At 66.8% G+C, this 24116-nt stretch carries 22 protein-coding genes; 16 read left to right on the top strand and 6 right to left on the bottom strand.

The features are described 5' to 3' along the window. The first annotated feature begins 113 nt into the window (after positions 1-113). Complete coding sequence (locus tag GTZ97_RS08490) at positions 114-701, top strand: OmpA family protein (protein ID WP_161650157.1); 588 nt, start codon at positions 114-116, stop codon at positions 699-701. 162 nt (positions 702-863) lie between these two features. Here the strand turns inward: GTZ97_RS08490 and lysS are convergent, their stop codons facing one another. Next, complete coding sequence (gene lysS, locus GTZ97_RS08485; RefSeq protein ID WP_161650156.1) at positions 864-2390, bottom strand: lysine--tRNA ligase; 1527 nt, start codon at positions 2388-2390, stop codon at positions 864-866. A 68-nt stretch (positions 2391-2458) separates the two neighbouring features. On the opposite strand from lysS, the gene GTZ97_RS08480 reads away from it, so the two are divergent. From GTZ97_RS08480 to GTZ97_RS08455, 6 genes are all read left to right on the top strand, one after another. Then, positions 2459-3775, top strand: coding sequence for a lipopolysaccharide biosynthesis protein (locus GTZ97_RS08480; protein WP_161650155.1), 1317 nt, complete (start codon positions 2459-2461; stop codon positions 3773-3775). A 94-nt stretch (positions 3776-3869) separates the two neighbouring features. After that, complete coding sequence (locus tag GTZ97_RS08475) at positions 3870-4523, top strand: acyltransferase (protein WP_161650154.1); 654 nt, start codon at positions 3870-3872, stop codon at positions 4521-4523. Next, positions 4520-5638, top strand: coding sequence for a glycosyltransferase family 4 protein (locus GTZ97_RS08470; RefSeq protein ID WP_161650153.1), 1119 nt, complete (start codon positions 4520-4522; stop codon positions 5636-5638). Before GTZ97_RS08475 ends, GTZ97_RS08470 begins: the two co-directional genes overlap by 4 nt. A gap of 4 nt (positions 5639-5642) precedes the next feature. Then, entirely contained in the window at positions 5643-6767 is a 1125-nt protein-coding gene (locus tag GTZ97_RS08465) for a glycosyltransferase family 2 protein (protein WP_161650152.1), read from the top strand. Positions 6768-6808: 41 nt separating this feature from the next. After that, positions 6809-7999, top strand: a complete 1191-nt coding sequence (locus GTZ97_RS08460) for a DegT/DnrJ/EryC1/StrS family aminotransferase (RefSeq protein WP_161650151.1) — start codon at positions 6809-6811, stop codon at positions 7997-7999. 13 nt (positions 8000-8012) lie between these two features. Then, on the top strand, positions 8013-8609 hold the full coding sequence (locus tag GTZ97_RS08455) for a sugar transferase (protein WP_161650320.1): 597 nt from the start codon (positions 8013-8015) through the stop codon (positions 8607-8609). A 22-nt stretch (positions 8610-8631) separates the two neighbouring features. Here GTZ97_RS08455 and GTZ97_RS08450 read toward each other — a convergent pair whose 3' ends face one another. The 3 genes from GTZ97_RS08450 to GTZ97_RS08440 form a co-directional block, all read right to left on the bottom strand. Further along, the gene (locus GTZ97_RS08450) at positions 8632-9429 is read right to left on the bottom strand and encodes a PEP-CTERM sorting domain-containing protein (protein ID WP_201748213.1); all 798 of its coding nucleotides are present in this window, start codon (positions 9427-9429) and stop codon (positions 8632-8634) included. A gap of 51 nt (positions 9430-9480) precedes the next feature. Continuing rightward, on the bottom strand, positions 9481-10866 hold the full coding sequence (locus tag GTZ97_RS08445; RefSeq protein WP_161650149.1) for an L-serine ammonia-lyase: 1386 nt from the start codon (positions 10864-10866) through the stop codon (positions 9481-9483). A gap of 115 nt (positions 10867-10981) precedes the next feature. Next, on the bottom strand, positions 10982-11863 hold the full coding sequence (locus GTZ97_RS08440; RefSeq protein WP_161650148.1) for a metal-dependent hydrolase: 882 nt from the start codon (positions 11861-11863) through the stop codon (positions 10982-10984). A 160-nt stretch (positions 11864-12023) separates the two neighbouring features. Between GTZ97_RS08440 and GTZ97_RS08435 the strand changes: the two genes are divergently transcribed. From GTZ97_RS08435 to fcl, 8 genes are all read left to right on the top strand, one after another. After that, on the top strand, positions 12024-12917 hold the full coding sequence (locus GTZ97_RS08435; protein ID WP_161650147.1) for a CHAD domain-containing protein: 894 nt from the start codon (positions 12024-12026) through the stop codon (positions 12915-12917). Between the two features lie 159 nt (positions 12918-13076). Continuing rightward, positions 13077-13367: a co-chaperone GroES gene (groES, locus tag GTZ97_RS08430; protein ID WP_161650146.1), complete on the top strand. Its 291-nt coding sequence runs from the start codon at positions 13077-13079 to the stop codon at positions 13365-13367. Between the two features lie 60 nt (positions 13368-13427). Next, a complete protein-coding gene (gene groL / locus GTZ97_RS08425) occupies positions 13428-15074 on the top strand; it encodes a chaperonin GroEL (RefSeq protein WP_161650145.1) in 1647 nt (548 codons plus the stop codon). A gap of 87 nt (positions 15075-15161) precedes the next feature. After that, positions 15162-15926, top strand: coding sequence for a molybdate ABC transporter substrate-binding protein (modA, locus tag GTZ97_RS08420; protein ID WP_161650144.1), 765 nt, complete (start codon positions 15162-15164; stop codon positions 15924-15926). After that, on the top strand, positions 15910-16611 hold the full coding sequence (gene modB, locus GTZ97_RS08415; protein WP_407926737.1) for a molybdate ABC transporter permease subunit: 702 nt from the start codon (positions 15910-15912) through the stop codon (positions 16609-16611). Before modA ends, modB begins: the two co-directional genes overlap by 17 nt. Continuing rightward, on the top strand, positions 16608-17729 hold the full coding sequence (modC, locus tag GTZ97_RS08410) for a molybdenum ABC transporter ATP-binding protein (protein WP_161650142.1): 1122 nt from the start codon (positions 16608-16610) through the stop codon (positions 17727-17729). The genes modB and modC overlap by 4 nt, the downstream gene beginning before the upstream one ends. A gap of 197 nt (positions 17730-17926) precedes the next feature. After that, positions 17927-19252, top strand: coding sequence for a lipase family protein (locus tag GTZ97_RS08405; protein WP_201748212.1), 1326 nt, complete (start codon positions 17927-17929; stop codon positions 19250-19252). Between the two features lie 151 nt (positions 19253-19403). Next, positions 19404-20339, top strand: a complete 936-nt coding sequence (gene fcl, locus GTZ97_RS08400) for a GDP-L-fucose synthase (protein WP_161650141.1) — start codon at positions 19404-19406, stop codon at positions 20337-20339. Positions 20340-20347: 8 nt separating this feature from the next. Here fcl and GTZ97_RS08395 read toward each other — a convergent pair whose 3' ends face one another. Then, positions 20348-20515 carry a DUF3149 domain-containing protein gene (locus GTZ97_RS08395; RefSeq protein ID WP_161650140.1) on the bottom strand — a complete coding sequence of 56 codons (168 nt, stop codon included), beginning with the start codon at positions 20513-20515 and terminating at the stop codon, positions 20348-20350. Positions 20516-20653: 138 nt separating this feature from the next. On the opposite strand from GTZ97_RS08395, the gene GTZ97_RS08390 reads away from it, so the two are divergent. Next, on the top strand, positions 20654-22966 hold the full coding sequence (locus GTZ97_RS08390) for a patatin-like phospholipase family protein (RefSeq protein ID WP_161650139.1): 2313 nt from the start codon (positions 20654-20656) through the stop codon (positions 22964-22966). Positions 22967-22982: 16 nt separating this feature from the next. Here the strand turns inward: GTZ97_RS08390 and GTZ97_RS08385 are convergent, their stop codons facing one another. Beyond that, positions 22983-24101: a protein-glutamate methylesterase/protein-glutamine glutaminase gene (locus GTZ97_RS08385; protein WP_161650138.1), complete on the bottom strand. Its 1119-nt coding sequence runs from the start codon at positions 24099-24101 to the stop codon at positions 22983-22985. Positions 24102-24116 lie beyond the last annotated feature (15 nt).

Raw genomic sequence — 24116 nt, 5'->3', positions numbered from 1 at the left:
GGGGGAGGCGGTCGGCCGTTGTCCGTGGCATCGTGCGCGGCAGGCTGCCGCCAGTGCGCGCAAGCGGCGCGCTGCGCGGCCCACGTCGACTTAACTCAATGAGGATTGTTCGCATGCAGAACGTGCGCATGTTGCTCGCCCGCTCGCTCATGGCCCTGTCGCTGGCGGGGGTGATGCTGTCCACGCAGGCCCAGCAGGCCGTCATGGAATACCGCGAGGGCGAGGCTCCGTCACCGGCCGACGTGGCTGAGATCCTGTCGCGCAGTGCCGCGGAGAACCTGAAGCATCGCGGCCTGGGCCGCTCGGGCGGGCTCGGCTCGCCGTTTGCCGCCCTGGAGGTCAAGTCTGTGGCGCAAGTGCGAGACGCGACCGCCTTGTCGGTGCCTGTCACCTTCGCATTCGACTCGGCAGAACTCACGCCGCAGTCGCGCAAGCAACTGGACGCCGTGGCCGAAGGCATCCGCCTCACGGAAGGCACCGTGCGCGTGGTGGTCGAGGGCCACACCGACGCCAAAGGACGCCTGAGCTACAACGACGACTTGTCGGTGCGGCGTGCGCGGGCGGTGCGTGATTACTTTGTGCAGCAGCATCGTTTGGCGTCGCGCCAGTTTGTGGTGGAGGGCCGTGGCCCCCGTGCGTTGATCGACAAGCAGGATCCGTACAGCGCGCGCAACCGCCGCGTGCAGTTCCGGGCTGGCTGATGCGCCGCGCGGGGCGTGTGATCCTGGCCGCGTGCGCCGCGGCCATTACGGAGTTGGGACGGGCGCGATTGTGCGGCGCAAGTCTTTTCAGCCGTCTCCCCCTGAGTGGGGAACACCCCCTGGGGCGGGGGCGTTCGGGCGACGATGCGGGCTGGCCCCGGATCAGGCCTCGCGGCGCAATGCCGGGAACAGGATCACGTCGCGGATGTTGGGCGCATCGGTCAGCAGCATCATCAGGCGGTCGATGCCGATGCCGCAGCCGCCCGTGGGGGGCAGGCCGTACTCCAGCGCGCGGATGTAGTCAGCATCGAAGTACATCGCTTCTTCGTCGCCGGCATCCTTCGCGTCGGCCTGGGCCTGGAAGCGCGCGGCCTGTTCTTCGGGGTCGTTCAGCTCGCTGAAGCCGTTGCCGTATTCGCGGCCGGTGATAAACAGCTCGAAGCGTTCTGTGATGCTGGGGTTGCTGTCGGATGCGCGGGCCAGCGGCGACACCTCGACCGGGTAGTCGATGATGAAGGTGGGCTGCCAGAGCTTTTCTTCCACGGCGGCTTCGAACATGGCGAACTGCAACTCGGCCAGGCTCCAGCGTGCGGGCGGCTCTTCGCCCAGGTGCTTGAGCTTGTCGTGCAGCAAGGCCGCGTCATCGGCCTCTTCGGGTGTCAGGCCGGCCACCTGGATCAGCGATTCGCGCACAGTCAGGCGCTGGAAGGGCGACTCGAGGTCGACTTCCTTGCCGCCGTAGGTGAGCCTGGCGGTGCCCACTGCGGCAATGGCCGCGTGGCGCAGGATGGATTCGGTGAAGTCCATCAGGTCGCGGTGGTTCCACCACGCTGCGTAGAACTCCATCATCGTGAACTCGGGGTTGTGTCGGACAGACACGCCTTCATTGCGGAAGTTGCGGTTGATCTCGAACACGCGCTCGAAGCCACCAACCACCAGGCGCTTCAGGTAAAGCTCAGGCGCGATGCGCAGGAACATCTCCTGATCCAACGCGTTGTGATGCGTGATGAAGGGCTTGGCGTTGGCGCCGCCGGGGATGGGGTGCATCATGGGCGTCTCGACTTCGAGGAAGCCGTTGTCGACCATGAAAGCGCGGATGGAGGCAATCGCCTTGCTGCGGGCGATGAAGCGCGAACGCGAGTGCTCATCGACGATCAGGTCGACATAGCGCTGGCGGTACTTCTGCTCCTGGTCCGTCATGCCGTGAAACTTGTCGGGCAGCGGACGCAGGGCCTTGGTCAGCAGGCGGATGTGGGTGCACTTGATCGACAGCTCGCCCGTCTTGGTCTTGAACAGCGTGCCTTCTGCGCCCAGGATGTCGCCCAGGTCCCAGTGCTTGAAGGCCTGCAGGGTGTCGGCGCCGACGTTGTCCAGCGTGACGTAGACCTGGATGCGGCCCGTGGCATCTTGCAGGGTGCCGAAACAGGCCTTGCCCATCACACGCTTGAGCATCAGACGGCCGCCCACGCTGACCTTGACGCCCTGGGCTTCGAGCGCCTCGGGCTCGGTGCCGTCGTGCGCGGCGTGCAGGTTGTGCGCGCGGTCGGCCGGTTTGAAGTCGTTCGGGAAAGCCACACCCTGGGCCCGGATGGCGGCCAGTTTCTCGCGGCGCTCAGCCACCAGTTTGTTGGTGTCCACCACCGGGTCTTGGGTGGCGTCGTGCGTCGCAGGGGTGTGTGAAGATGTCATGACAAGGCAACAGGTTTCGGGTCGGCCAAACCCTCGATTGTATGAAACCGTGGGCGACAATGGTGGACATGCCCGCTTCCTTGTCCGTGCCGCGGTCCGCCGTCGGCAACCTGCTCGCCAAGCTCCTGATCGTCGGGCTCGGCCTGGCCATCACCGTGGTCGTGGCCCGCCAGGGGCCCCGGGTGCAGGGCGCGTTTGCGCTGTTCATGGCGGTTGAATCGGCGCTGCTGACGCTGTTTTCCGGTCTGGGGCTGTGGCTGGCGCGGCAAATGTCACGCCAGGCCGATGCGCCATTGGCCCGCGCGCGACCCATGTTGCTGGGTGTGCTGCGCGCGGCGGTTGGGCTGGGCCTGCTGGCCTCGCTGGGCCTGCTGGCCTGGTCATGGGTGGCCGATGTGACGCCTTACAGCCTGTTGTGGCTGCTGGCGTTGGCCACGCCCTTCCTGTTGCTGGTGCCGACCGCCACGGGCCTGTGGTTGGGGCAGGGGCGCATGCTGCCCATCAACATCGCGCAGGTCGGGGCGCCGGCCTTGGTGCTGGCCGGGCTGGGCGGCGCCATGTGGCTGGTGGAGGGCACTCAGCGCAGCGCGCCCACCATCCTGCTGGTGCTGATCGCCTGGGTGAGCGGCAAATCGCTGGTGGCTGTGCTGACGGCCTTCTGGGCCTTGCGCCACGCCAGCCAGCGTGACGATGCCGTGGCCACTGGTCTGCAGGACACCCGCTTGCAGCGCTTCGAGGATGAGCGGCCCAGGTGGTACAACGACTGGCGCTTCGTGCTCACCATCGGCGCGACCAATGTGGTGAGCCTGCTCAACTACCGGGCGTCGCTTTTTCTGGTCGAGCGTTTCCACGGACTGGAACGCGTGGGCACCTACTCGGTGGCCGTGACGGTGGCCGAGTTGCTGTGGCTGGTGTCGTCGGCGGTGACCATGTCGTCCTATGCCCGCATTGGCCACCCGGACAGCCAACAGGCCGCCGAGATGACCTTGCGGGCCGTGCGCTTCAATGTGTTGGCCACACTGGCTGCGGCGCCCGTGCTGGGCGCGCTGGCGCACTGGGGCGTGCCCTGGGCGCTGGGAGAGGCCTATGCGGCATCGGTCGCGCCACTGCTGGTGTTGCTGCCGGGGGTGGCAGCCTATGCAGCGGCCTCAGCCTTCTCGGCCTATTACACCAACCACCTGGGCCGGCCTCATCTGTCGGCCGCAGTGGCGGGTTTGTCATTGGCCATCAGCGTGGCCGGCGGGCTGCTCATGATCCCGGCAGGCGGGGCGGTGGGCGCCGCCGCGGCCAGCACGGCGGGCTACACGCTGGCCATCGTCGTGGCCTGCGGGCTGTTCCTCAAGCACGCCGGGTTGCCCTGGCGTGCGCTGTGGCGCGCCGGCTGAGCCATTTGCAACCCGATTTTGGGGGGGAGGGCTCGCCCGCAGTACGCAACCCGCCCTGCTTGCCCTGACAATGTCGGCTTCATCGCTGCCGCCCATGAGCCTTCTGCGCCGTTTTCTGATCCGCCCCGCCGCCCGCGTCTTGTCCATCTGGACGGGGCCGCGCATGCTCTATGGCTGGCGCAACGCCGATGGCAGTTGGTGCCCGCACACCCGTGTCAGCTCCCATACCTGTCTGGAAGGCGGCGCGGGGCTGGTGCTCGGCGATCACGTGTTCGTGGGCCACTTCAGTCGGCTCGATGGCTCCAATGGCCTGGTGGTGGAAGAAGGTGTGCAGATCACCAGCCATGTGTGCGTGCTCAGCCATTCCAGCCACGGGGCTGTGCGGGTGATGGGCCGCCAGTACGTGCGCGACCCTCAGCCGGCGGGCTATGTGCGCCGCGCCACACACATCGGGGCCTACAGCTTCATCGGGCCGCACAGCGTGATCGCGCCGGGCGCGCGCCTGGGCCGGGGGGTGGTCGTGCAGGCCTACAGCTTTGTGCGTGGCGAGGTGCCTGATTTCGCCATCGTGGGGCCGCAGGCGCCCGGTCGCCCTGCCGAGGTGCTGGGCGACACCCGTGAGGTGGACGGCCCGGTTCTCGCCCAGCGCCCCGAGTTGCAACGGCTGTATGCCGAGTGGGCGGGGCACGGCAACCTGAACCGTGCGTTGGCCGCCGCTTCCCGCCCCCCCAGCGAGGCAGCCCGATGAGCCAACCGCCGCGCATCCTGTTCTTCGCCGATGCGGCCAGTGTGCACACACGCCGCTGGGTGGCAGCCATGGCCGAGCGCGGCGCCCGCTGCGCGGTCATCACCCGCCAACCGGGTGAGGTGCCAGGCGCCGAGGAGGTGCTGGCCATCCGCCCAGGCGCCGACAAGGCCAGTTGGTTTCTGGCGCTGCCCGAGGTGCGGCGTCGCGCGCGCGAACTGGCGGCGCGTTTCCGCCCCACGCTGGTCCACGGTCACTATGTCACCTCGTATGGGCTGTGGGCCACGATGTGCGGGCTGCCGTGCCCCAAGGTGCTCACGGCCTGGGGCAGCGACATCCTGGTCACACCGCGCGAGAGCCGCTTCATGCGCGCGGTGGTGGCCTGGTCGTTGCACCATGCCGATCTCATCACGGCCGACTCGATGGACATGCTCGACGAGATCGCCCGCTACCATCCGCAGGCGCCGTGTCACCAGGTGCTCTGGGGTGCTGACACCGACGTATTCGTCCCGGGCGAGCCTGGCGAAGACTTTGATGTTGTCAGCCTGCGCAGTTGGGAGCCCAACTACAACATCGATGTGCTGATCGAGGCGTTTGCGCGTTTCATCAGCCTGCGCCCGCACGCGCATGCGCGCCTGCTGCTGCTGGGTGGCGGCCCACAGCGTGCGCAGCTCGAACAGCGTGTGCAGGACCTGCGCCTGCTGCAGCAGGTGCGCTTCGTGGGACGCGTGGGCGATGCCGAGATGGTGCGCGCCATCCAGCGCAGCCGTGTGTCGGTGTCGGTGCCCACGAGCGATGCCACCTCGGTGTCGGTGCTCGAGTCCATGGCCTGCGGCCTGCCCATCATCGCCAGCGACCTGCCAGCCAACCGGCAATGGATTGCGCCAGGCGCAGGCGGCTGGCTGGTGCCGCCGCGCGATGCCGAGGCCATCACGCAGGCGCTGGTCGCGGCCCATGATCAACCCGATCAGGCCAGGCTCATGGGCGAGGCCAATCGCGCACGCATCGAGCGTGACGCGTCTCGCAAAGGGCAGATGGACACCATGTGGCGGCTGTATGACAGGCTGCTGCACCCCACGGTGCCGCGTGTGGCGCGCCGCCGTCCTGTCGAGCGCTGAGCCCATGACCGCCACATCGCTTGTCACGGTCATCGTGCCGTGTCGCAACGAGCGCGAGCACATCGTGCCTTTCTGTCAGAGCGCCGCGCTGCAGCAGTTGCCTGAAGGTTGGTCGCTGGAGGTGCTGGTGGCCGATGGCCTCAGTGACGACGGCACGCGCGAGCGTCTGTCGGCCTGGTGCGAGCAGGATCCGCGCTTCCGGATGATCGACAACCCGGGCCGCATCGTGTCCACCGGGCTCAACCGCTGCATCGCCGAGGCGCGCGGTGAGTTCATCGTGCGCATGGACGTGCACACGGTGTATGCACCCGACTATGTGGCCGAATGCCTGGCTGCCTGGCAGCGGACGGGTGCGGACAACGTCGGTGGGCCATGGCACGCGGGCGGTCAGGAGGGGCGTGGTGCGGTGGTGCAACGCGCCGTGGCGGCGGCGTTCCAGTCGCGGTGGGTGGCCGGCGGGGCGCGCTCCCGCGACCTGGCCTACGAGGGGCCGGTGGACACGGTCTACCTCGGCGCCTGGCCTCGCGAGACGTTTGCGCGCTTCGGTGGCTTCGATGAGCAACTGGTGCGCAATCAGGACGACGAGCACAACCTGCGCATCCATCAGGGCGGTGGCCGCATCTGGCAATCGGCGCGCATCCGCTCGACCTACTTTCCGCGCGCCAGCATCGGCGATGTGTTCCGCCAGTATCGGCAATATGGCTACTGGAAGCCTTTCGTGATGCGCAAGCATGGTCAGCCGGCGGCCTTGCGCCATCTCATCCCGGGGGCGTTTGTCGGGGCCTTGGGTGTCTGCCTGGCCGTGTTGCTGACGGCCGTGGCGGCCTTGCTGTGGGGCACAACCACCGGCCACTGGTCGCCGGGCCGCGGCGAGGCGGGCTATGGGCTGGCGCTGTGGGCAGCTTACGGGGGCGCGGTCGCACTGCTGGCACTGGTCACCGTCTATGGCGCCGCCGTCTGTGCAGTCAGCGTGACGATTGCACGCCAGCGCGGGCGCGACCTGCTGTGGCACCTGCCCGATGTGATCGGCGCCTACCACTTCGGCTATGGTCTGGGCTCGCTGCGCGGTTGGTGGGATGTGCTGCGCCGCCGGCCGCCCGATCCGGCTTTCGGGCGCCTGACCCGCTGACCGCGAAGGCCTTTTTCGTATTTATCTGCTCGATTGACGCCATGCGCTCCGAACCCGCACAACCCTTTCTGCCCTTTGCCTTGCCGGAGATCGGCGAGGAAGAGATCGCTGAAGTCGTCGACACGCTGCGATCCGGCTGGGTCACAACCGGCCCCAAGGCACGCAAGTTCGAAGAGGCCTTCTCGGCCTACCTGAGCCAGGGGCAAGCCGATGCGGGTGGCCTGCATTGCATCGCCGTCAACTCGGCCACCGCAGGCCTGCACCTGGCGCTCGAGGCGCTGGGCATCGGCCCCGGCGACGAGGTCATCACCACCACCCACACGTTCACGGCCACGGCCGAGGTGGTGCGCTACCTGGGCGCCGACGTCAAGCTGGTCGACATCGACCCGGCCACGCTCAACATCGATCTGGCGCAGCTCGAAGCGGCCATCACGCCCAGGACCAAGGCCATCATGCCCGTGCACTATGCCGGGCTGGCGGTCGACATGGATGCGGTGCAGGCCATCGCGCACCGGCATGGCGTCAAGGTGGTTGAAGACGCGGCGCACGCGCTGCCCACCACCTGGCGCGGCAAGTTGATCGGCCTGCACGACAGCGACGCCATCGTCTTCAGCTTCTACGCCAACAAGACCATGACCACGGGCGAAGGCGGCATGCTGGTCACGCGCAACGCCGAGCTGGCCGCGCGGGCCAAGGTCATGCGCCTGCACGGCATCAACCGCGATGCCTTCGACCGCTTCACGGCCAAGGTGCCGAGCTGGTACTACGAGATTGTGGCGCCGGGCTTCAAGTACAACCTGACCGACATTGCGGCGGCGCTCGGCCTGCACCAGTTGCAGCGCATCGATGGCTTCCAGCAGCAGCGCGAGCGCCTGGCGCAGCGGTATGACGCGGCCCTGGCCGACCTGCCCTTGATCCTGCCGCCGCGGCCGGTGCACGCCGGCGACCTGCATGCCTGGCACCTGTATGTGATCCGCCTGACCGACGATGCGGCCATCACGCGCGACCAGCTGATCGAACACCTGTTCCAGGCGGGCATCGGCGTGAGCGTGCACTACATCCCCCTGCACCTGCATCCCTACTGGCGCGACCATTACGCGCTGAAGCCCGAGCAGTTCCCGCACAGCCAGCACGCGTACGAGCGCATGGTCAGCCTGCCGCTGTATACCCGCATGGGCGAGGCCGATGTCGACCGCGTGGTGGCCGCCGTGCATGCAGCCTTCGGGCGCTGAGCCGGGCCTTCTGGTGAGCAAGCGCGCGTTCGACTGGGTCATGGCCAGCCTGGGGCTGGCAGTGCTCTCGCCGGTGCTGCTGCTGATTGCCCTGGCCATCAAGCTCGATTCACCCGGGCCGGTTTTTTTTCGTCAGGAGCGGGTGGGGCGCCACGGGCGGTTGTTTCGCATCCACAAGTTCCGCACCATGCGTCATGACCCGAGCGGTACGGGCCTGCAGATCACCGTGGGTGCGGATGCGCGCATCACGCGCGTGGGTGCCTTCTTGCGGGCAAGCAAGCTCGACGAGCTGCCGCAGCTGATCGATGTGTGGCGCGGCGTGATGAGCCTGGTGGGCCCACGCCCCGAGGTGCCGCGCTATGTGGCCGCCTACCCGGCGGACTTGCGCGACAAGGTGTTGTCGGTGCGCCCGGGGATCACGGACCTGGCCTCGATCACCTACCGCGACGAAGCCGCCGTGCTGGCCCGCGCGGCCGACCCCGAGCGGGCCTACATCGACGAGGTGCTGCCCCACAAGCTGCGCCTGGCGGCGCAGTATGTGGACGAGGCGTCCCTGGGCAAGGACATCGGGCTCATCATGCGCACGATCTGGGCGATCGTGCGACGATGAGAACGCTCGTTCGGTGGCCGCTTCAGGCCGTCTTGCGGCGACGCGCCACGCCAGCCATCGCCAGCAGGCCCACGCCCATCAGCGCCCAGGTCGAGGGCTCAGGCACGGGGGTGGTGAACTGGCCGAGGTCGCCTTCCAGCGTGACGTTGACGGCGAGTGAGCCGAACGGCTCACGCACGATCTGTAGGAAGCCGCGACCTTCGGCCGTCAGACCCAGCCCTTGCGCCAGGGCGTCCTGGCCATCGAGCGTCAACCGCAGGTCGGAGATCAGGTAGCTGAAGCTGGCGCGTTCGGCATTGGGCGGTGTGCCCTCGCAGCACAGGAAGCGGTTGTAGGGCGTGACCGTCACCGATCGGGTTTCGGGCTCGAACCAGGTGAACAGGTCGACCCGACCCGTCGTCAGATCGTTGTCGCCCGACACCATGGCACTGACGCGCCGCAGGTCGAAATCGACAGCCAGGTCGCTGATGGTGACGGAGCCGCCGGTCGAGACGCCCCGCAGGAAGGGGGCCGTGACGGCCAGATCGCCGGTGAAGGACACCTGCTGCAACGCGGGGGCGCCCGCTGTGGCCACCCATGCGGCTGTGCTGGCCGGGATGGTCCAGTCGATGGCGGAATAGAAGCCGCCATCTGCGTCGTACGTCGCACGCAGCTCGCTGCCTCTGGCCACGCCCGTCAGCATGCCGATCGACACGGCATCCAGCGCGTCACCGCCCAACACGAGGGTGGCCGAGCCGGACGCCACAGGGGTGGCCGCAAAGGCGGGAGACAGCGCGCCGAGGCTCAGCGCGAGGGAGGAATAAAGGGCGATCTTGTGCATGTGCATGCTCCCGATTGAATGAATGTGGGCGGATGCTAGCAACGCCCCGGGTCAGCACGCAATGATATTTACCGCCAGTCCACCCCGAGCGGTTTCCTTGTATTTGTCTTTCATGTCGGCGCCGGTCTCGCGCATGGTCTGGATGACCTTGTCCAGGCTGACACGGTGCTCGCCATTGCCATGCAGCGCCAGGCGGGCCGCGTTGATGGCCTTGACCGCCGCCACCGCATTGCGCTCGATGCAGGGGATCTGCACCAGCCCGCCCACCGGGTCGCAGGTCAGGCCCAGGTGGTGTTCCATGCCGATCTCGGCGGCGTTCTCGATCTGGGCCGGGGTGCCGCCCAGCACGGCGCACAGCCCGGCTGCCGCCATCGAGCAGGCCACGCCCACCTCGCCCTGACAGCCCACCTCGGCCCCCGAGATCGAGGCGTTCTCTTTGTAGAGCAGACCGATGGCGCCGGCGGTGAGCAGAAAGTCGACGACGCCGTCGTCCGTGGCCGAGGGCACGAAGCGGCGGTAGTAGTGCAGCACGGCGGGAATGATGCCGGCCGCGCCATTGGTGGGGGCCGTGACCACGCGGCCGCCAGCGGCGTTCTCTTCATTGACGGCCAACGCAAACAGATTGACCCAGTCCATCACGTGCAACGGGTCGGCCGGTGCGCTGTCGGCTTGCAGCTTGCGATAGAGCCCGGGTGCGCGTCGGGCCACGCGAAAGCCGCCAGGCAAGGTGCCTTCTTGCGCGCAGCCGCGCGCCACGCAGTCCTGCATCACCTGCCAGATGTGCAGCAGGCCGGCGTGTGTCGCCTCATCGCTGCGCCAATGCTGCTCATTGCGCCGCATGACCTCAGCAATGCCGATGCCATGCGCGCGCGTCTGTGCCAGCAGTTCGGCCCCGCTGTGGAAGGGCAAGGGCAACACGGATGGGTCTGGCGCGATCGTGGCCTGACGCCCGGCGTCGTCGGCCGCCGCCTGGCTGAGCACGAAGCCGCCGCCCACCGAGTAGTAGGTGCCTTCGGCCAGCAAGGCACCATCGGCATCCCAGGCCTCGCAGCGCAGGCCATTGGGGTGAAAGGGCAGGCGCTCGCGGCCCAGAAAGCGCAATGTCTCGCCCTTCTCAAAAGGCACCGCGTGCTGGCCCAGCAGCGTCAACCGCCCCGTGTCGCGCACGGCCGTGATCCACGTTTCGATCTCGTCCACCGGCACGGTGTCGGGTTCATGCCCCATCCAGCCCAGCAACACGGCCTTGTCGCTGCCGTGGCCTCGGCCGGTGGCGCCCAGGGAACCGTATAGGGTGCAGCGAAGCCGCGCGACCTGATCAAGGATGCCAGTGTCGCGCAGCTTCAGGGCGAACAGACGCGCAGCCCGCATCGGGCCCACGGTGTGGGAACTGGACGGGCCGATGCCCACCTTGAACAAATCGAAGACCGAGACGGCCATGACGCAGCACCCTTTTCCCGCCCATCATCGTGGGCGGATCGCACGGGCGCAAGTCAGGGCCGCCCCGGCCTTGTTGCGTCAGGGGTTGGCGCGTGACGAACTGCTCAGGGGTGCGTCAGCGTGCGGCTTGGAACAATGCGTCGCCCGCCTGCATGGGGTCGCCCGTCGACTCGAAAGTCTTGATCCACACCGGGTAGCTGTGGATGACCTGGTGTTGCCAGGGGTGGAAGCCCGGCCGGTAGTAGTCCAGCAGCTTCAACGTGTTGCGCGCAAACAGACCACCTGGCCCATACAGCCACCACGCGCCCTTGACGCACATCCACATCCGCTTGCCGAACGAGAACTTGTCGCCCTTGAGCAGCAGGTTGGTCAGGCGCATGCTGTCGACCACGACCTTGTACAGCGCATGCGTCATGGCCGCGCAGCGCATCACGTAGCCCACCTTGGCCACGTCCATCATCACGTCGTAGGCCACGGCCTTGTGCTCCATCTCCTCGATGGCATGCCAAGCCCACATGGCGCGCACATTGGCATCCGCTGGGGCCATCACGTCCTTCGACTCGAACAGCATCTGCGCCATCATCGCGGTGAAGTGCTCAAAGGCCGCAGTGAGCGCCAGGTTGTACTTGGCCGAGTACTTGCGCGTGTAGTTGTCGAACAGCGCCTTGGCCTCGGTGATGATGTGGTCCACATCCAGCCCCTGCTTGCGCAGCAGGTCGTTGTAATGGGTGTGGGCAATGCCGTGCTGGCCTTCCTGGCGGATGAAGTTCTTGACGTCCTCGCCGAGCTTGCGGTCGGTGATCAGATGCCGAAAGGCGCGCACACTGGTGATGAAATAGCGCTCGCCATCAGGAAAGGCGGCCTGCATGCCATCGAACAAACGGGTCTTGAAGGCATCGCCGCCATACCACCAGCGTGGGGTGTTTTCGTCGAGCGAAAAATCCAGTTTTTCGCGGGGCACGATGGCGTGCGGTGCCTGGCTCTTGTATTGGCTCATGGGCGGTGTCTCCTGGGCAGCATCGGTGAACGACGGTAGCAGTATGACCTATGTGAGATTTCCATGACGTAAACGTCAGCGACACGGAGGCATCGTCCGCGACATGGGCGGCGTCATGGCCGCGTCGGTTTGGGGTCTGCCCCAGGAGAAGGGATGTGAGATGAAGCGGAAGTACGGCAATCCGGTTGTCGCTCGGGCGTCCACCGTCACGCCGGGCTTGGGCGGCCCTGCCTTGCTGAAAGCCGTGCTGCGCGACTGCCTGGCACACGTGCTCCCCAATGCCAGCGCTGTCGCCCAGGGCAGCCTGGAGCCCGAGCACATCCACCAGATGCGCGTGGCGCTGCGCCGCCTGCGGACGGCGCTGAGGGAGTTGAGCCGTCTTGAGGCGGGTAGCGATCTGGGGCGCCATGAGCCGGCGCTGGCAGCGGCGTTCCGCGCGCTGGGGGCGGTGAGGGACCGCCAGACGGTGATCGCCCAACTCGAACCCACGCTGAACCGGGCCGGCATCGGGCCAGTTCGGTGGCGAAGTGGTGACGCGGCGCCGGACAGTGCGACGGTGGCGGCCGAGCCCAGGCTTCAGCGCGCCTTGACCGAGCTGATGCTCTACAGCGTGGCGCCGGTTGAAGCGCTTGCCGCCGGCCAAGCAAGGCCCCGGCGGTTGATCAAGCGCCGCATCAAGAAATTGCATGCCGAGGTGAGCCGGAATGCGCGCCGGTTCCAGAAGCTGCCGGTCGAGCGGCAGCATCGGGTGCGCAAGCGGCTCAAGCGCCTACGCTATCTGATGGAGCTGGTTCAGCCGATGTTCGGCGGCAAGCGCATGGCCACGTACCTGCGCGCGGTGCACGCTGCCCAAGACGCATTGGGCCGACACAACGACGTGGCCGTGGCACGGGCCCTGCTGGATCCGGCTGCACTGGACGCTTCGGACCCCGCCACCACGGCGGCCGACGCCTGGCTGGCACAAGAGGCAACGCAGTCGGCGCGCCAGAGCGCCCGGGCCTTGCGCAAACTGCCCAATGTGAGGCGCGTCGTGAAAACGCGGCCGGGGCCTTGAAACTTGTTTCCTCGTCCCTATAATCTGTTAGCACTCGCCGACCATGAGTGCTAACGGTTGTTTTTTGCATCGTGGCAGACATGGTCGGCAGCTTTCGGACGCGAGCCAGGCTCGCGTCGTTCGTTCACCAACCCGATGTCTCAAGAGACAGGAGAAGTCATGAAACTGCGTCCCCTGCACGATCGCGTGATCGTCAAGCGCCTGGAACAAGAAACCAAGACCGCTTCGGGCATCGTCCTGCCCGATGCCGCCACCGAGAAGCCTGACCAAGGCGAAGTGCTGGCCGTCGGTCCTGGCAAGCGCAACGACAAAGGCGACTTCGTGGCCCTGAACGTTCAGGTAGGTGACCGCGTGTTGTTCGGCAAGTACTCGGGCCAGACCGTCAAGGTCGATGGCGAAGAGCTGCTGGTGATGCGCGAAGAAGACCTCTTCGCCGTTGTCCAGAAGTGATCCGCGCACGCTGATCCTGCTTACCTGACACCCCCCATTCATTGATTTCGGAGAATTGACATGGCAGCAAAAGACGTCGTGTTCGGCGGCGAAGCCCGTGCGCGCATGGTTGAAGGCGTGAACATCCTGGCCAACGCCGTCAAGGTGACCCTGGGCCCCAAGGGCCGCAACGTGGTGCTCGAGCGCTCGTTCGGCGGCCCCACCGTGACCAAGGACGGTGTGTCCGTGGCCAAGGAAATCGAACTGAAGGACAAGCTCCAGAACATGGGCGCCCAGATGGTCAAGGAAGTCGCTTCCAAGACCTCGGACAACGCCGGTGACGGCACCACCACGGCCACCGTGCTGGCCCAGGCCATCGTGCGTGAAGGCATGAAGTACGTGGCAGCCGGCATGAACCCCATGGATCTGAAGCGCGGCATCGACAAGGCTGTCGCCGCTTTGATCGCTGAACTGAAGAAGATCAGCAAGCCCACCACGACCTCCAAGGAAATCGCCCAGGTTGGCACCATCTCGGCCAACAGCGACGCGGACGTCGGCGGCATCATCGCCGAAGCCATGGACAAGGTTGGCAAGGAAGGCGTCATCACCGTTGAAGACGGCAAGTCGCTGAACAACGAGCTCGAAGTCGTCGAGGGCATGCAGTTCGACCGCGGCTACCTGTCGCCCTACTTCATCAACAACCCTGAGAAGCAAGCCGCACTGCTGGACAACCCGTTTGTCCTGCTGTACGACAAGAAAATCAGCAACATCCGCGACCTGCTGCCCACGCTGGAGCAAGTGGCCAAGTCGGGCCGCCCGCTGCTGATCATTGCTGAAGAAGTCGAAGGCGAAGCCCTGGCCACCCTGGTGGTCAACACCATCCGTGGCATCCTGAAGGTCGTGGCCGTCAAGGCCCCTGGCTTCGGCGACCGCCGCAAGGCCATGCTGGAAGACATCGCCATCCTGACCGGCGGCAAGGTCATCGCTGAAGAAGTGGGCCTGTCGCTCGAGAAGGTGACCCTGGCCGACCTGGGCCAAGCCAAGCGCGTGGAAGTGGGCAAGGAAAACACCACCATCATCGACGGTGCTGGTGCCGCTGCCGACATCGAAGCCCGCGTCAAGCAAATCCGCATCCAGATCGAAGAAGCCACCAGCGACTACGATCGTGAAAAGATGCAAGAGCGCGTGGCCAAGCTGGCCGGCGGTGTGGCCGTCATCAAGGTCGGTGCTGCCACCGAAGTCGAGATGAAGGAAAAGAAGGCCCGCGTGGAAGACGCCCTGCACGCCACCCGCGCTGCAGTGGAAGAAGGCGTGGTGCCTGGCGGTGGCGTGGCCCTGCTGCGCGCCAAGCAGAACGCTGGCGAGATCAAGGGCGACAACGCCGACCAGCAAGCTGGTGTGCAACTGGTGCTGAAGGCCATCGAAGCCCCCCTGCGCGAAATCGTGGGCAACGCCGGTGGCGAGCCTTCGGTCGTGATCAACAAGGTGCTGGAAGGCAAGGGCAACTACGGCTTCAACGCTGCCAACGACACCTACGGTGACATGATCGAAATGGGCATCCTGGATCCGACCAAGGTGACCCGCACCGCGCTGCAGAACGCTGCTTCCGTGGCTTCGCTGATGCTGACCACCGAGTGCACCGTCTCCGACGCACCGAAGGACGACGCGCCTGCCGGTGGCATGCCCGACATGGGTGGCATGGGCGGCATGGGCGGCATGGGCATGTGATGCCTGCCTGAACGTCCTTGCGTTCGAGCAAAAGGGCCGCAGCGATGCGGCCCTTTTTTCTTGCGCCCCTCACGATATAGTCCTTGCATGACACGATGCGGCTTGATCGGCGTGGCGCTGATCCTCTCGTTGGCCTGGGGTCAACCGATGGCGGCGACGGTGCAGGTGGCGGTGGCGGCCAACTTCGCCGCCCCGTTTCAGCAGATCGCGCAGGCCTTTGCCGCGCAGACCGGGCACACGGTGCGGGTCTCGACGGCTTCCACCGGCAAGCTCTACCTCCAGATTCGCAATGGCGCACCATTCGAGGTGTTGCTGTCGGCCGATGACGAGACGCCGAGGAAGCTGGTGGCCGAGGGGCTGGCCGTGCCAGGCAGCCCATTCACTTACTCGCTGGGCAAGCTCGTGCTGTGGAGCGCGCAGCCGGGCTTGATCGATGCGGACGGGCGGGTGCTGCGCGAAGGCCGCTTCCAGCGGCTGGCGCTGGCCAATCCGAAGCTGGCGCCCTATGGGACGGCCGCCATCGAGACGCTGCAGGCTCTGGGCCTGCTGGAACACCTGAGGCCGCGCTTCGTGCAGGGCGAGAACATCGCCCAGGCTTTCCAGTTTGTCTCCACCGGCAATGCTGAGCTGGGCCTGGTGGCGTGGTCGCAGGTGACCGTGCCGGGCCAGCAAGCGCGCGGCTCGCATTGGGTGGTGCCCGAGCGCCTGTACAGCCCGATCCGCCAAGACGCCGCGCTGCTCAGGCGGGGGCAGGGGCAGGAGGCGGCGGAAGCCCTGATGCGCTTCCTGCGATCGGCGCCAGCCCGCCACATCATCCAGACCTGGGGGTATGGCCTTGCCGCTGAACCCTGAAGACTGGCAGGCCCTGTGGCTGACCGCCCGACTGGCGGCAACCACCACCGTGTTGCTGCTGCTGATCGGCACGCCCATTGCGTGGTGGCTGGCCCGCACGCGTTCGGCCTTGAAAGGCCCCGTGGCGGCGGTGGTGGCCTTGCCCCTGGTGCTGCCGCCCACGGTCATCGGTTTTTACCTGCTGGTGCTGCTGGGCCCGCAAGGCCCGATCGGGCAGGCCATGCAATCGCTGGGGATGGCGCTCTTGCCCTTCACCTTTCCTGGCCTGGTGGTGGCGTGTACGCTGCACTCGTTGCCATTCGTGGTGCAGCCACTGCAGCAGGCTTTTGAGGCCATTGGCCCCCGGCCGCTCGAAGTTGCGGCCACCCTGCGCGCATCCCCCTGGGATCGGTTCGTCACGGTGGCCTTGCCGCAGGCCCGCCCGGGCTTCCTGACTGCGGCCGTGCTCGGTTTTGCGCACACCGTAGGCGAGTTCGGCGTGGTGCTGATGATCGGTGGCAACATTCCCGGCGCCACGCGCGTGCTGTCAGTGGCCCTGTATGGTCACGTCGAGGCGCAGGAGTGGGCCAACGCCCACTGGCTGGCCGGGGGCATGGTGCTATTTGGCTTTTTGGTCATGCTGGCGCTGTACCTGCTGAACGCACGCCGGGCGGGGGGGCAGGGCGCACAGGGGGTGCCCACGTGAGCGCGCCCCACGAGCCGGTCGGCATTGCAGCGCAGTTGCAGTTGACCCTGCCGGGGTTTGCGCTGTCGGTGGACCTGCAACTGCCGGCCCAGGGTGTCAGCGTGTTGCTCGGGCCCTCGGGCTGTGGCAAGACCACCTTGCTGCGTGCGCTGGCCGGGCTCACGCGCGCGCGCGGCCGCGTCCGTGTTGGCCGCCAGGTGTGGCAAGACGACGCCCAAGGCCGGTGGCTGCCTGTACACGAACGTCCGCTGGGCATGGTTTTTCAGGAGGCCAGCCTGTTTGCGCACCTCGATGTGCGCGCCAACCTGTTGTATGGTCACCGCCGCGTGCCGCCTGCCCAGCGTCACACCACGCTGGACGAAGCCGTGTCTCTGCTGGGCATTGGCCATCTGCTGAAGCGGCGCCCGCAAGGGCTGTCGGGGGGCGAGCGGCAGCGGGTGGCCATCGCGCGGGCTTTGCTGACAAGCCCGGCCGTGCTGTTGATGGATGAACCTCTGTCGGCGCTCGACGCCGCACGCAAGGCCGAAGTGCTGCCCTATCTGGAGGCCCTGGCTCGGGGTGGGCGGCCCATCGTCTATGTCACCCATGCGCTGGATGAGGCAGCCCGTCTGGCGGATCACCTCGTGCTGATGGCGCAGGGCCGCGTCCAGGCGGCCGGCCCGGCGCTGGCGCTGATGTCGCGTGCGGATACACCGCTGGCGGCGCTGGACGACGCGGCAGCTGTGTTGTCGTTGCAGGTGCGCGGCCATGACGAGGTGCATGGGCTGAGCCTGCTGACCTGGGCGCCTGGAGGCGACGGTGCATCGAGGGAGGCGCCCGGTCTCTGGGTACGCCGGGTGCCGGCCGAGGTCGGGCAGACCGTGCGTCTGCGGGTGCTGGCGCGGGATGTCAGCGTGGCCCTCAGTCGCGCCGTCGACAGCAGCATTCTCAATATCGTGCCTGCCGTGGTCGAAGCCGCGCGAGACGACGGCGCGGGCAGCGTGATGCTGCGTCTGGCGCTGGCGCCGAGGCAGGCGGTGCTGGCGCGCGTCACGGCCCGCTCGGCGCAGGCGCTTGACCTGCAGGTGGGGCAGTCGGTGTATGCCCAGATCAAAGGAGCCGCCTTGTTGCGCGCCTGATCCGGGCCCATCGCTCAGGGATGATTTGCTGATCAAACCGGGTTTGTCTGGGTGCTGAGCAGGCCCGCCAGCCCCGGTCTAACCCTGAGATGCGAGGCTTGTGGCCAACGAATGACCATCAGGCGACAGTCTCGCCGGTGATGGGGTGCGGAAACTGGTGCGGATTTAACGCATACCCGTGACTCCAGGAGACCCTGATGCGATTTCGCTTGAACACCCGCCCGCTTGCGCTGACCGCTGCTCAGCTCGCCGTCGCCGCGCTCATGCTGCCAAACGTGGCCAGCGCCACCACCACCCCGGATCCGTTCTTCCAGTACACCGGCAGCACCCCGTTGGCCGACTTCGCTCCGGGCACCGTGCTCAAGAGCCGCACGATCTCGGTGTACATCGCTGGCATCAAGACGACCCTCCAGGCCACGCAACTGGTCTACCGGTCGACCGACGCCCTGCTGCGACCCGCGGCCAACGTCACCACCATCTTCACGCCAGACTGCAGCAAGGCCAGCTGTGCGAACAAGAACAAGGTGGTGTCTTACCAATCGTTCTATGACTCGCTGAACCCGGAAGACGGTCCTTCGCGCGCCTACGCTGGCGGCAAGCGCCTGCCTGACCTGCTGCCCGCCGTCGAAACCGTGCTCTTTGGCAAGTATGTGAAGAACGGCTACACCGTCGTCATTTCTGACACCCAGGGGCAGAAAGCCAATTTCGCCGCCGGCCCTGAGTACGGTTACAACACCTTGGATTCGATTCGCGCGGCCCTCAATGCGCCGCAACTCAACCTGGCCCGCGATGCCAAGGTGGCGATGATGGGCTACTCTGGCGGCGCCATCGCCACCGGTTGGGCTGCCGAGCTGGCGCCGACCTACGCGCCCGACCTCAAGCCCAACCTGATCGGTGCGGCTTATGGCGGTGTGCTGGTGAGCCCCGAGCACAACCTGACCTATGTCGAAGGCACCCCCATCTGGGGCGGTGTGATGCCCATGGCCGTCATCGGCGTGGCGCGCGCCTATGAGATCGACCTGCATCCTTACCTGACCGCGCGTGGCGTCGAGGTCTACAACAAGATGCAGAAGGCCTCGATTGCCTACGTGCTGGGCCAGTACCGCAACGTCACCTGGAAGGACCTCGTCAAGCCCGAGTACCAGGATCGCACCAAGATCGAGCCGTACGTCATGGCCGTGAACAAGGTCATCATGGGCACTGGCGGCACGCCTGACATCCCGCTGCAGATTGGTCAAGGCACCGGCGGCATCTGGGAAGGCACCAAGCCTTCGCCGACCTGGGGGGCGGGTGATGGCGTGATGCTGGCGGGCGATGTTCGCGCGCTGGCGCGTCAGTTCTGCCAGAAGGGCGTGCCGGTGGAGCACAAGGAGTGGGGAACGAGCCACTTCGTGACCATGGCCAACTGGCTGCCGTGGGCGACCGCCTGGATGGACGACCGCTTTGCTGGCAAGGCAGCGCCGCAGAACTGCAGCAGCATCGCTCCGGGCAACTCGCTGGCGCCGCTCACCTACAAACCCTGATCCGCATCAGCGACTGCTGTCGCATTGACTAGGACAAGGCCAGCGCCGTCACACGCGCTGGCCTTTTGCCTGATCGGGGGCATGGCGCGACATGCGTGCGCAGGTCGCGAGCGCCCTGTCTATACTGAGGCGCTTCAGGAGCCTCACTTTCATGCAAAACACCGCCAGGATTTTTGTGGCCGGCCACCGCGGCATGGTGGGCAGCGCCATCGTGCGCCGCCTGCAATCGGCGGGCTACACCAACGTGATCACCCGCAGCCGGCAAGAGCTGGATCTGCTCAACCAGCAGGCGGTGCATGACTTTCTGCGGGCCGAGAGGCCCGACTACTTGTTCATCGCGGCGGCCAAGGTGGGCGGCATCCATGCCAACAACACCTACCGCGCCGACTTTCTCTACCAGAACCTGGTCATCGAAGCCAACCTGATCCACGGCGCCCATCTGGCTGACGTGCAGCGGCTGATGTTCCTGGGCTCCAGCTGCATCTATCCCAAGTTGGCCCCCCAGCCGTTGAAAGAGGAATACCTGCTGACCGGCCCGCTGGAGCCCACCAATGAGCCGTATGCGATCGCCAAGATCGCCGGCATCAAGCTGGCCGAGGCCTACAACCAGCAGTACGGGCGGCAGTACACCAGCGCGATGCCCACCAATCTGTACGGTCCGAACGACAACTACGACCTCAACAACAGCCACGTGCTGCCGGCACTGATCCGCAAGGCGCACGAAGCCAAGCAGCGTGGAGACGCCGAACTGGTGGTGTGGGGCACGGGCACGCCCCTGCGCGAGTTCCTCTACGCAGACGACCTGGCCGATGCCTGTGTGTTCCTGATGGAGCGCGGCTACGACGGCCCGCTGATCAACGTGGGCTGCGGCACCGATGTGTCGATCCGCGAACTGGCCGAACGGGTCGTCCGCGTGGTGGGCTTCGAGGGTCGACTCACTTTCGACACCAGCAAGCCCGACGGCACGCCGCGCAAGCTGATGGACGTCTCACAGCTGACGGCGCTGGGCTGGCGCCCCCGCGTCGATCTGGATGAGGGCATTGCCCTGGCTTACCGCGATTTCCTGCAGCGCCACGGCAACGCCTGAACCCGCTGTCAGGTGGCGCGGCCTTCTTTCACGAGGCGGTCATGCGCCTCCGTGTCGGCCTTGACGTGCTTGTTCACAAACCAGCCGATGTAGCCCAGCATCACAAACATGAAGGCAATCACGGCCAAGCTCATGAGGCCGTAGTCGGTGGTGAAGAAGTCAATCCAGGCTTGCATGTTGGTCTCCGGTCAGATACCCCCTTCGGGTACCTCTATCTGACCCTTGTTCGGCCTGCGCCGCCATGACCCAGATCAACAGCGCGCGCGCTGCGGGCCTTTGACGCCCTGGGGCCTTGACGCGGCACAATGGCCGCCATGCTGCGTTCTGCCGTTCTCCCGCTTCTGCGTGCCGCATGCCACAAGGTGGCGGTCGGCGTCTGGGTGGCGTGCGCCCTGTCGGGCGCTGCCCATGCGGCGCCACCTTTGTCTGGGCCGCAGGGCGACGCGCTGCCGGATCGCCCAAGGGTGGGTCTGGTCCTGTCCGGCGGCGGCGCCCGGGGGCTCGCCCATGTCGGCGTGCTCAAGGTACTGGAGCGCGAACGCATTCCGGTCGACGTGATTGCCGGCACCTCCATGGGAGCCATCGTGGGCGGCCTGTATGCCAGCGGGCTGACGGCCACCCAGATCGAGGCAGAGGTGCGCCGTCTCGATTGGGGCAATGTCTTCGCCAGCCGCGTGGACCGGCCAGACCTGTCGCAGCGGCGCAAGGAGCAGGATTTCGAGGTTTCGCCCCTGATCGAGGTGGGCGTCGGGCGCGATGGGCTGCTGGCGCCGCTGGGCTCGCTGTCAAGCCGGGTGCTGGAATCCCATCTGCGGCGGCTCACGCTGCCAGCCAGCCACGCCGATCATTTCGACAAGCTGCCCATCCCGTTCAGGGCGGTGGCCACCGACATGGAAACCGGCCAGGCTCTGGTGATGGAGCAGGGCGACCTGGCCATCGCCTTGCGCAGCTCCATGTCCGTGCCCGGAATCTTCGCGCCGGTCGAGGTGAAGGGCCGGATCCTTGGTGATGGCGGTCTGGTCAACAACACGCCAGTCGATGTGGCCCGCGGCATGGGCGCCCAGCGCCTGATCGTCGTCAATGTGGGCACGCCGCTGGCGCCGCGCGACACCCTGTCGACGTTCACAGGCGTGACGGCCCAGATGATCAACATCCTGACCGAGCAGAACGTGCAGCGCAGCCTGGCCACGCTCACCCCGGGCGATGTGCTGATCTCCCCGCAGCTCGATGGGCTCACGGCTGCCGACTTCACCCGTGCGGTCGAGTTCGTCACGCTGGGTGAAACCCAGGCCGAGGCGATGGTGTTGCGCATGCAGGACCTCAAGGTCTCCGAGGCCGAGTACGCCCGCTGGCGGTCGCAACGGATGCTGCGCCTGCCCACCCCCGGGCCGTTGCAGTTCGTGCGCTTTGAAGGCTCGAAGCTGACCCATCCCGGGGCGCGGCCTGACATTCTGCGCACGCAGCCGGGCCAGTTGTTTGACGTGACCCGCGCCGAGAAGGACCTCGTCACCCTGGCCGCCACAGGTGACTACCTGCGCACAGACTACCGGCTGGTGCCGGCGCCCGACGGCGGACAGGGGCTGGTGTTCGACCTGCAGGACAAGCCCTGGGGTCCCGACTATCTGCAGTTGGGCATGGACTTCAGCGCCGACAACCGTGGCCGCAGCAGCTTCAACCTCAAGCTGGTACACACCCGTCACTGGGCCGACGCCAATGGGAGTGAGTGGCGCAACTTCGCGCGTCTGGGCACGGCGCCGGCCCTGAGCACGGAGTGGTGGCGGCCGCTGGTGATCCAGCTACCTGACGGCCTGAGCGCCTTCTTGTCGGCATCGGCAGCCACCCAGCGGCGGACCCTCGACTTCCACGATGATCCCGACGGCGCCCGGGCCGCTCAGGTGCGGCGTCAGGGCAGCGAGATCGCATTGGATGGCGGACTGAACTGGCGCGAGTTGGGCGAGTGGCGCCTGGGGTGGGTACGCCAATGGCACCGGGACGACCCGGAGCTGGTGTCCGATGCCTTTGTGCGCAGCCGCGGTGGCGAGGGCCTGGACGTCCAGCGGTGGCGCGAACAGGGCTGGCGCCTCAGGGCCGTGTTCGATCAGCTTGATCACGCCTTCTTTCCGCTGTCCGGCTGGCGCATCGAGGGGCAATGGTTCCAGGGCGAACTGGCCCGCCGTGGTGGCTCGGACATCGACAGTGGTGACACGCGCGCACTGCAGTTGCAGGCGCAGGCCGTTCACACCTGGGGCCTGCACACCTGGTCGCTGCATGGCCGGCTGGCGCTCAGTGACGGTGCGCAACCAGAGGTCCCCCGATTCGGCTTGGGCGGTTTTCAGCAGCTCTCGGGCTACGCCCCCTTCCAGATCAGCGGGCCGCAGGTCGGCGTGGTGCGCCTGGGCTACCGCATCCGCCTGACCGACATGAGCCTCACGCGCGGAACGTACTTCGGCAGCAGTCTGGAGGCCGGCAATGCGTGGGACCGATTCGAAGATGTCGGCAAGGGCCGCCTGCGCTGGGGCGGCAGCCTGTATCTGGGTGCCGACACCGCGATCGGCCCCGTGTATGGGGCTGTTGGCTACAGCCCGGTGCGGGGCGCCACGCTGATGCTGTTTGTCGGGCGACCTTGATGAACCCTCACAAGCCTCAGACGCGGCTGAGCGCCTGACCCACCGTGCTGCGCAGGTGGTCCATCAGGTGGGGTGCGATCTGCTTGAGCGGCAGGATCTCGTCCACGGCGCCCGCCGCGATCGCCTCGCGCGGCATGCCGAACACGACACAACTGGCCTCATCCTGCGCCACGCAGTAGGCCCCTGCATCCTTCATTTCTCGCATGGCCTTGGCGCCGTCCGCCCCCATGCCCGTGAGCATGATGCCGATGGCGTTGCGGCCCACGATCCTGGCGGCCGATTTGAACAGCACCTCCACACTGGGCTTGTGCCGGTTCACCGGCTCGCCGTCCTGTACGCGTGCGATGTAGTTGGCGCCCGAGCGCTCCACGCTCAGGTGCAGGCCGCCCGGTGCGATGTAGGCGTGGCCGGGCAGGATGCGTTCGCCGTCGGTGGCTTCCTTGACGCGGATGCGGCACAGGCTGTCCAGGCGGGCGGCATAGCTGCGCGTGAAGCCCGGTGGCATGTGCTGCGTGATCACGACGGCTGGCGCATCGGCCGGCAGCGTCACCAGCACCTCCTTGGTGGCTTCGGTGCCGCCGGTCGAGGCCCCGATGAAGATGATCTTCTCGGTGGACAGGCGGCCCAGGGCGGCTGGTGCGGGTGCCGCCACGGGAGCGGACGCGGGGCCCGTGGCGGCAGAGGAAGAGCCAGGTCGCGCGACCGCGGGAGCGGGCGAGGGCGCGCGGTTGATGCGTGCCTTCGAAGCGATGCGTACCTTGTCCGTGATCTCGGCTGCCAGTTGCTTGAGCCCGTCGGCCACACCGATCTTGGGCTTGGCCACGAAGTCGATGGCGCCCAGCTCCAGCGCGCGCAGGGTCACTTCGGCGCCGCGTTCGGTCAACGTGGACACCATGACGACCGGCATCGGCCGCAGGCGCATCAGCTTGGACAGAAAGTCGATGCCGTCCATGCGGGGCATCTCCACATCCAGCGTGATCACGTCGGGGTTCAGGTTGCGGATCATCTCGCGCGCCACATACGGGTCGCTGGCCGCGCCGATGCATTCCATGTCGGGCTGCCGGTTGATGATCTCGGTCAGCATGCTGCGCACCAGGGCAGAGTCGTCCACCACGACCACACGAATCTTGGGCATCTTGTGTCTCCGCCT

The organism is Aquabacterium fontiphilum (assembly GCF_009909205.1).
Classification (GTDB): Bacteria; Pseudomonadota; Gammaproteobacteria; order Burkholderiales; family Burkholderiaceae_C; genus Aquabacterium; species Aquabacterium fontiphilum.
This window is presented reverse-complemented; position numbering and strand designations above follow the sequence as displayed.